Source organism: Streptomyces katrae (assembly GCF_000966975.1).
In the GTDB taxonomy this organism is placed as follows: domain Bacteria; phylum Actinomycetota; class Actinomycetes; order Streptomycetales; family Streptomycetaceae; genus Streptomyces; species Streptomyces katrae.
Genome location: NZ_JZWV01000097.1, coordinates 18,801 through 27,173, shown reverse-complemented (window position 1 = coordinate 27,173; position 8,373 = coordinate 18,801). Strand labels below are relative to the sequence as shown.

The 8,373-nt window shown below is 70.2% G+C and carries 9 protein-coding genes; all 9 read right to left on the bottom strand.

The window, feature by feature from the left end:
- Positions 1 to 496, bottom strand: a 496-nt coding sequence (locus VR44_RS05370; RefSeq protein WP_045946192.1) for a hypothetical protein, incomplete at its 3' end; no start/stop codon positions are given.
- A complete protein-coding gene (locus tag VR44_RS05365; protein ID WP_045946191.1) occupies positions 478 to 936 on the bottom strand; it encodes an ATP-binding protein in 459 nt (152 codons plus the stop codon). The genes VR44_RS05370 and VR44_RS05365, both read right to left, overlap by 19 nt.
- A gap of 41 nt (positions 937 to 977) precedes the next feature.
- Positions 978 to 1,289: an STAS domain-containing protein gene (locus tag VR44_RS05360; protein ID WP_045946190.1), complete on the bottom strand. Its 312-nt coding sequence runs from the start codon at positions 1,287 to 1,289 to the stop codon at positions 978 to 980.
- Positions 1,290 to 1,305: 16 nt separating this feature from the next.
- Positions 1,306 to 3,438: a glycogen debranching protein GlgX gene (gene glgX / locus VR44_RS05355; protein WP_245691611.1), complete on the bottom strand. Its 2,133-nt coding sequence runs from the start codon at positions 3,436 to 3,438 to the stop codon at positions 1,306 to 1,308.
- Positions 3,435 to 3,779 carry an STAS domain-containing protein gene (locus VR44_RS05350; RefSeq protein ID WP_045946188.1) on the bottom strand — a complete coding sequence of 115 codons (345 nt, stop codon included), beginning with the start codon at positions 3,777 to 3,779 and terminating at the stop codon, positions 3,435 to 3,437. Before VR44_RS05350 ends, glgX begins: the two co-directional genes overlap by 4 nt.
- A 40-nt stretch (positions 3,780 to 3,819) precedes the next feature.
- Positions 3,820 to 5,643 carry an AGE family epimerase/isomerase gene (locus tag VR44_RS05345; protein WP_045946187.1) on the bottom strand — a complete coding sequence of 608 codons (1,824 nt, stop codon included), beginning with the start codon at positions 5,641 to 5,643 and terminating at the stop codon, positions 3,820 to 3,822.
- A 1-nt stretch (position 5,644) separates the two neighbouring features.
- On the bottom strand, positions 5,645 to 6,091 hold the full coding sequence (locus tag VR44_RS05340) for a VOC family protein (protein WP_094191441.1): 447 nt from the start codon (positions 6,089 to 6,091) through the stop codon (positions 5,645 to 5,647).
- Entirely contained in the window at positions 6,091 to 6,702 is a 612-nt protein-coding gene (locus VR44_RS05335; protein ID WP_094191440.1) for a DJ-1/PfpI family protein, read from the bottom strand. The genes VR44_RS05340 and VR44_RS05335 overlap by 1 nt, the downstream gene beginning before the upstream one ends.
- The gene (locus tag VR44_RS05330) at positions 6,695 to 8,299 is read right to left on the bottom strand and encodes a GMC family oxidoreductase (RefSeq protein ID WP_045946186.1); all 1,605 of its coding nucleotides are present in this window, start codon (positions 8,297 to 8,299) and stop codon (positions 6,695 to 6,697) included. The genes VR44_RS05335 and VR44_RS05330 overlap by 8 nt, the downstream gene beginning before the upstream one ends.
- Positions 8,300 to 8,373 lie beyond the last annotated feature (74 nt).

The following is an 8,373-nucleotide window of genomic DNA, read 5'->3' as shown; positions in this document are numbered from 1 at the left end:
TCTCCCAGCCGGCTGGAACGGGCAGCGATTCGGGCAGGAACCCGGCCTGGATCTCGCGGCCGATCTCCAGTTCCTTCTCGTAGCCCATGAGTTCGGCGCGGGCGTCGGCCTCCTGCACGGTGCGGCCGAGTCCGGCGCGTTCGGTGCAGCTGCGCAGCCTGGCCGCGACCAGGGCGGGCAGGAAGGGCGGGACGAGGTAGTCGTGGCCGAGGCGGACGTGCCGCTCCAGGGCGGCGTAGTCCCCCACGGTCCAGGCGACCACGACCGGGGCCCCGGCCCAGCGGCGCAGCCGGCGCACGACCGCGCGCACGATGTCCCCGTCGGCTTCGGCGGGGACGAGCAGCACGTCCCCCGCGGGCAGCGCGTCCAGACGGCCGCGCATCAGGTGCGGGAGGGTGGGGGTGACGAGTTCCGCGTCCATCAGCCGGAGCGCTTCGAGCAGTTCGGCCGGGGGCAGCGGGTGCACGTCCAGGATGATCACGGTCGTGGAGGGCATACGTCGTCCGTCCCCTCGGCCTTGACGGTCAGCGTGCTGATGTTGCGGCCGTCCCTGCGGACATAGGTGTACTCATCCACGCTGGTCAGGGCCAGGTGGATGCCGAGGCCGCCGACCCGCCGCCGCTCCGGGGGGATCCCGGGGGGGGGGGGCAGGCGGCCTGCGACGGGGTCGAACGCGGGGGCGGTGTCCTCGATGACGATCCGCACCCCGTCGGGACCGGAGCGGCCCAGGACGGTGATCCGTCCCTCGCCGCCCCGGTACCCGTGCATCACGATGTTGGTGGCCAGTTCGTCCACGGCCAGCCGGATCCGGTACGTCGCCCCGGTGCCGAGGCGGGCCCGGGCGGCCAGCCGCAGGACGAACTCGGCGATCTCGCCCAGTGCCCCCAGCGTCGCGGGCACCTCCAGTACGGCGGGCTTCCTCGCCAGTTCGACCATCTCACTCACCGGCCCGGGCGCCCGGCTCGGTCGTCGGTGACTCAGTCATCGGAGAGCTGGATGCTGCGGTCGAGGCCGGCCGTGCGGATGGTCCGCGAGACGGGCTCGATCGCACCGACGACCCTGATGGTGACGTGGTCCGCCACCTTCTGCTGGGCGAAGACCAGGGAGCGCAGCCCGGCACTGGCCATGTAGCCGACGCCCGCCATCCGGATCTCGACGGTGCTGGTGCCGTGGCCTGCGGCCTTCTCGATGGTCTGGTGGAACTCCGGCGCGGTCTTGGCGTCCAGCTCGCCCGTCAGTTCGATCACGGTGGTGTCGCCCTCGATGCTCAGGGACACGGAAAGCGGCATGTCAGGTCTCCTTCGGTCACTCGGGGTCGTTGGCGCGGCCGACCAGGATCACGACCGAGCGCGGTCCGATCAGGTACTTGCCGGCGTTGTCGAGCTCCTGCTCGGTCCCCGGGGTGCGGATGTCGTGCGGGGCCTCGGCGCCGGTGTCGGCGAACAGGTGCCAGCTGCGGCCGTGGGGCAGGGCGGGCAGTTCCAGGTCGTGCGCCTCCCAGTGGGAGTTCATGGCGACGTACACCACGTCCTCGTCGGCGGTGCCGCAGCGGGCCACCGCTATCAGGCGGCTCTCCGGCGACCAGTCGGGCTGCCAGGCCCGCTCCCCGTGCCAGCTGATGTCCGGCAGCCCCAGGCTGTCGCGGAGCCGGCCGGTGGGGTGGGTGGTGGAGCGCAGCTCGCGGTGGCGGCCCCGGAAGGCGATCATCTCGCGGGTGAAGCGGAGCAGTTCGGCGTTCTCGTCGACCTGGTCCCAGTCGAACCAGGACAGCTCGTTGTCCTGGCAGTAGGTGTTGTTGTTGCCCTGCTGGGTGCGGGCGACCTCGTCACCGGACAGCAGCATCGGGATGCCCTGGCTGGTGAGCAGGATGGCCAGGGCGTTCTTCATCTGCCGCAGCCGCAGCGCGTTGACCTCGGGGTCGTCCGTGGGGCCCTCGGCCCCGCAGTTCCAGCTGTTGTTGTCGTTGGCCCCGTCGTTGTTGCCCTCGCCGTTGGCCTCGTTGTGCTTGTCGTTGTACGAGACCAGGTCGGCCAGGGTGAAACCGTCGTGGGCCGTCAGGAAGTTGACGGAGGCGGTGGTTCCGCGGCTGGAGTAGAGGTCGGGCGAGCCGGCGATCCGGGTCGCCAGCTCCCCCGTGACCCCGGGGTCGCCCTTGAGCCAGCGGCGCACGGTATCGCGGTACTTGCCGTTCCACTCGGCCCAGCGGCCGTAGGCCGGGAAGTTGCCGACCTCGTAGAGGCCGCCCGCGTCCCAGGCCTCGGCGATGAGCTTGGTGTGCCGCAGGACGGGGTCGAAGGCGAGCATCTCCAGCAGCGGCGGGTTGGGCAGCGGGGTGCCGTCCAGGTCCCGGCCGAGGATGGCGGCGAGGTCGAAGCGGAAGCCGTCGACGTGGTAGTCGGCGACCCAGTGGCGCAGGCAGTCGAGCACGTAGTTGCGCACGACGGGGTGGTTGCAGTTGACCGTGTTCCCGGTGCCGCTGAAGTTGAAGTAGTACCCCTCGGGCGTGAGCATGTAGTACGTGGCGTTGTCGAGGCCCTTGAAGGAGATGGTCGGGCCCTGCTCGTTGCCCTCGGCGGTGTGGTTGAAGACGACGTCGAGGATGACCTCGATGCCGGCCGCGTGCAGGTCCTTGATCAGGGTGCGGAACTCGTCGCCCTGCATCCCGTAGCGTCCGGTGGCCGCGTAGCCGGCCTTGGGCGCGAAGAAGGAGACGGTGTTGTAGCCCCAGTAGTCGTAGAGCTTCTCGCCGGTCTCCGGGTTGCTGCGCGGGTTGTCGCTCTCGTCGAACTCGAAGACGGGGAGCAGCTCGATGCAGTTGACCCCGAGCTCCTTGAGGTACGGGATCTTCTCCCGCAGCCCCGCGAAGGTGCCGGGGGCGGTGACCTGTGAGGAGGGGTGCCGGGTGAAGCCGCGGACGTGGGCCTCGTACACGACGAGGTCCTCGGCGGGTATCCCCAGCGGGGTGTCGTCGCCCCAGTCGAAGTCCTGCAGGCAGACCCGGGAGCGGTACTGGTAGCCGCGGCTGCGGTCCGGCTCCACGCCCCACACGTCGCGGCCGGCGATCAGCCGGGCGTAGGGGTCGGAGAGGACCTGGCGGGCGTCGAAGCGGTGGCCGGTGACCGGGTCGTAGGGGCCGTCGGCCCGGTACCCGTACTCGATGTTCTCGTGGTCGAGGCCGAAGACCGTCATGGAGAAGACGCTGCCGGTGCGGAACTCCTCGGGGAATTCCAGCTCGGCCATCGGCTCGGGCTCTCCGCGCTTGTAGATGACCAGGGTCATGGAGGTGGCCTGGTCGGAGAAGACGGAGAAGCTGACCCCGCCGGGGACCACGTTGGCCCCGAAGGGGAACGGCTTGCCCGCGCGGACGCGGTACCCGCCCACTTCGTGGGTCGGGTACGCGTCCACGCGCAGCACTCGTTCGGCGCGGGTCTCGCTCATCGCGCGGCCCTGGCCCGGCCGGCGGCGGCCGCGGCCTCGCCGGTCTCGAAGAAGTCGAGGAAGCCGGTGGCCGACATGACGAACCGGACTTCCTCGCTCACCCCGTACAGGGTGACGGCGACGCCGGCGTGCTGGGCCTCGCGGTAGACGACCAGCAGGGTGCGCAGGCCGGCGCTGGAGACGTAGGTGACGGCGGTCAGGTCGATGCGCAGCGGCCGGCCCTCGCGGACCAGCGGCAGCAGGGTCTCCAGCAGGGTGCCGGAGGTCTCGCTGTTGATCTCGCCGGTGGCGACGAGCACGGTGCCCGCCTTGTTCCGGCGTTCCTTCAGGTTCAGACTCATGTCGTGCTTCCCCTCTGGTTGGGGCGCCCCCCGTTGGGCACTACTTCTGGGCCACAGGCCGGAGCCGGACCTTGACCTTGACCCGCCCCTGGACGTCGGGGAGGTGGACGGTCAGCTCGTCCGCGTCGAACTCCTCGTACGGCTTCTCGTCGATCTCCACGGACGCGATCCGCACCGAGCCCGCGGGCAGCAGGTCGGGCGAGACGCGCAGCGTCCGGCCGGGCAGGTCGGCCGGGTCGGGCTGGAAGTGGAAGTCCATCTCCCGGCCGTTGATGAGCAGGTTGTTGTAGACGGCGGCGAGGTAGCAGAGCTCCGCCGAGTGGTACATGGACATCGAGTGGCTGCCCTTGAGCCGCTCGGTGCCGAGCAGGTACGGCGTGCCGCTGGCGAGCACGTTGAAGTACACGGCTCCCTCGTCGTGGTCGAGGAAGAAGGTGTTGTAGAAGGACTGCGCCTGGCGGGCCTCGCGCAGGTTCGCGTCACCGCCGACGGTGCCGTGCAGGATGAGGTAGGCGAGGATCGCCTGCTCCTGCTGCCACCAGGCCTTGCGGTCGTGCCAGGCGAAACGATACGTCTCCTGGTCCCCTTCCTTCACCCGCTCGACCACGTCGTACCAGCCGCCGCGCTGGAGGTCGCTGCCGACGGCCGGCATGATCTCGCCGATCTTCCGGGCGAGCTCCTCGTAGGCGGGCTTGGCCTTCAGCGAGTTCATCCGCATCAGGTTCCAGGCGATCTTCAGGTTGTGCCCGACGACCGCGCGGTTCTGCTGCCAGCTGTGCGCGGTGTCGTGCGACCAGTCGCGGAAGAAGCGTTCCTGGACGAACGGGCTGTTCTTGTAGTCCGGGAACTTGTCCGCGATGGTGTCGAAGGTGTACTCGAGGAAGTCGGCGTACTTCTGCTCGCCGGTCGCCAGGTACAGGTTGATCAGGTACGCGGGCGCGTGGTCGCCGACGGAGTTCCAGTTCTTGCGTTCGGCGTTCTCGCCGAGGGACTCGTGGTCGGGGCTGAAGAGGATCGGGTCGATGTGCGAGAAGTAGCCGCCCTGCTCCGGGTCGTGGAAGAACTTGTCGAACAGCCGGATGGTGGCGTCGGCGTCGTTCTTGATCCGGACGTCACCGGTGACCCGGTAGGTCTGGATGGGGCCGGCCAGGGCGTAGATCTGCTCGTACATCGGGATCGCGTCGTAGTCGTCGGAGAACTCCGAGGTGAACAGCTTGCGCTCGCTGTCCCCGTCGACGCTGATGCCGTGGTACCAGTAGACGACGTCTTCCTCGGTGTCCACGACCCGCATGTGCTTGCGCAGGTACTCGGTGCCCCGCTCGGCGATCTCCAGGTACTCGTCCTTGCCGGTCAGCAGGTAGGCCGAGGCCATGCCGTAGACCAGGCGGGAGATGGTGTCGGTCTCCTGGACGTGGCTGGCGGTCTTGTCACCGCCGAGCCGGATCTCGGTGCGGTACTGGTCGAAGTCCACCGGCCCGTCGCCGAACTGCGCCCGCTTGTAGAAGTCGGCGAGGGACTCGATCTGCTTGACCCACCAGCCGGCCTCCTCGAAGCGGTAGTCCTCGGCGCTGCGGCCCAGGAACACCAGCCTCTTGGCGTCGAAGCGGCCGCCCTGCTCGGGGTAGTGGACGCCGTAGGCGAACAGGAACCGGCCGGCCGAGAGCATCTCGTCGATGTGCCCGGAGGCGTCGATGTACGGCTCGTCCAGGTTGCGCACCAGCTCGGCGCTGGGGCCCGAGGCGAGCGAGACGTCGAACTCCCGGTCGTCGGCGGTCCGCAGGCGCAGCAGCCGCGAGGCTGAGTCGAAGCGGACGACGTAGCCCGCGATCGTGTCGGAGAAGGAGAAGCCGGTCGAGCCCGCCATGTCATGCACCGTCCTTGTCGTGTGAGCGGTCGTCCTCGAATCCCTGACTGACCTCGACGATCACCCCGTCGGGATCGCGGACCCAGACGGTCCGCCACCCGCAGATGAAGTCGTCGAAGTCCAGCGGCCCCAGGGTCACGTCGGCCGCGTCGCCCAGTTCCGCGAGGAACGCGTCGACGCTGTCGGTCTGGAAGGCCAGGTGCCGGATCCGGCCCGGGGCCGGGGGCCCGTCGTCGTGGGCCGGGCGGGCCGGGCCGGCGGCCGACTCGAAGAGCTCCAGGTACGCGTCCCCCTTGCGCAGGAACACGATCCGGGACTCCCCGAGGTCGACCACCCGGGCCCGGGTGAAGCCGAAGTACCGGGTGTAGAACTCCTCGGTGCTCTTCTGGTCGGCGCAGTTGAGGCCCACGTGCGACCAGACCATCGCGCGCTCGCCGGCGCCGGCCATCAGGCGGTCCCCCGGCCCCGCCCGGCCGCGAGCAGTTCGATGATCCGGCGGGCGAAGAGGTGGTGGTGGGCGCCGGTGCGGCCGGTGACCAGGTCCCCGTCGACCACCACGTCCTCGTTGACGTACTCGGCGCCCATGTTGCGGACGTCGCCGATGAGGTTGTTGTGGCAGACCACCTTGCGGCCGCGGACCTTGCCGGGGATGGAGGAGGCCAGCCACATGCCGTGGCAGATGATCCCCTTGAGGACGGTCGGCTCCTCGAAGGCACGGCGCAGGAACTCGGTCGCGGGCGCCAGCACGTCCACGTCCTCGGTGTAGCGCAGCCGGTCGGCGACCATGCCCGAGGGCACGATGACCGCCGCGTACCGGCGCAGCTCCTCGTCGCTCAGCCCCTCCAGGGACTTGTCGGCGGTGAACGGCGCCCGGTACTCGTGCCCGGAGAAGGTGATGGAGTCGTTGCCCCACAGCCGGGTCAGGAAGTCGACCTCGGCGCCCTCCTCCGCGAACCGGCGCTGGTAGTAGAAGATCTCCGGCTCGTAGAAGTCGCTCTCGACCAGGACCGCGATCCGCGTCCCGCTCAGCGCGCCCTCGCGCAGTACGGCGTCAGGCACGGGACACCCCCCTCAGGAAGTCCGCCGCGCGCTCGGCGATCATCGCGATGGCGGTGTGGCAGTTGCCCGACGGGACGGCGGGCATGACGCTGGCGTCGACGACGCGCAGGTTCCGTACGCCGTGCACCCGCAGCTCGGGGTCGACGACGGCGAGGTCGTCGACGCCCATGCGGCAGGAGCCGGCCTGGTGGTGGTAGCTCTCCGCCTTCTGCCGGACGAAGGTCCGCAGGTCCTCGTCGGTGACGGCGCCGGGCCCCGGCTGGAGCTCCTGCTTGTACCAGGGCGAGAAGGCGGAGGTGGCGAAGATCTCCCGGGCGATCTTGACGCCCTGCACCATCCGCTCCAGGTCCCAGCGGTCGCCCAGGTAGTTCGGGTCGATCAGCGGGTGGGCGAGCGGGTCGGCGCTCGCGAGGCGGATCGAGCCGCGCGAGACCGGGCGGACGACGCCGGGGAGGATGGACACCGTGTTCGGGTGGTTCTGTCCCACGATCACGTCGAAGGGGACGTGGACGAAGGCGATCTGCAGGTCCGGGGCGGGCAGTCCGGGCCGGGAGGACAGGAACAGCGCGCTCTCCGACAGGTTCTGCGCCGGCGCCGGGAGTTCCTGGGTGACCTCGGCCATCAGCCCGGTCAGGACGTGGTTGTGGAAGTTCTCGCCGACCCCGGGGACGGCCGCGGTGACGGCGATGCCGTGCTCGCGCAGCTGCTCGGGGTGGCCGATGCCGGAGAGCAGCAGCAGCTTCGGGGACTCGATCGCCCCGGCGGCCACGATCACCTCGCGGCGGGCCCGTACGATGTGCAGCCCGGGGGCCGCGGCGGTGCTGTGGCGGTCCCGTACCGTGCGGCCCGGGACCTCGGCCGGGGGCTGGAGCTGCACGTACTCCACGCCCGTGCAGGTGTCCCCCTCGAAGAGCAGCCGGGTGGACTGCGCACTGGTCCGCAGGGTCAGGTTGGGGCGGGTGAGGGCCGGCTCCAGGTAGGAGGCCAGGGTGCCCTGGCGGCGGCCGTCGGCCACGTCGATGTGGTGCCAGCCGGTGCCGAAGAGCCCGCCGCGCGGGCCGTCGGTGTTGAAGTCGGCGATCTCCTGGTGGCCGAGCTCGACGGCGGCGTCGATGAAGGCGCGGGAGACCGGGTTGGGGCCGTGCCGCCCGGCGTTGGTGACGCGCTGCGGTCCGGCGGTGCCGGTGGTCGCGGCGGTGACGTCCTCCTGGGCCTCCAGCAGGGCGAAGTACGGCAGCACGTCCTCGTACGCCCAGCCGGCCGCGCCCTGGTAGGCCCAGTTGTCGAAGTCCGAGGCGTGGCCCCGGATGTGCATCATGATGTAGAGGTTGCTGCTGCCGCCGGGGGCCTTGCCGCGCGGTTCGTACGTGCGGCGTCCGCCCAGTCCGGGCTGCGGGACGCTGGTGTAGCCCCAGTCGACGGGTCCGCCGAGCAGCTTGTACCAGGAGGACGGGTCGTCCACCTCGGGCGGGATGCGGTCGCCGCCGGCCTCCAGGACCAGGACGGAGACGTCCGGGTCGGCGGAGAGGCGGTCGGCCAGGACGCTGCCGGCGGTGCCGGAGCCGACGATCACGTAGTCGTACTGCTCTGTGGCCACGGTCCGCCTCCCCTCAGTCCTGGCTCAGCACCTGGAAGGGGACGGTGTCGTGGTAGTTCGCCATGTAGGCGATC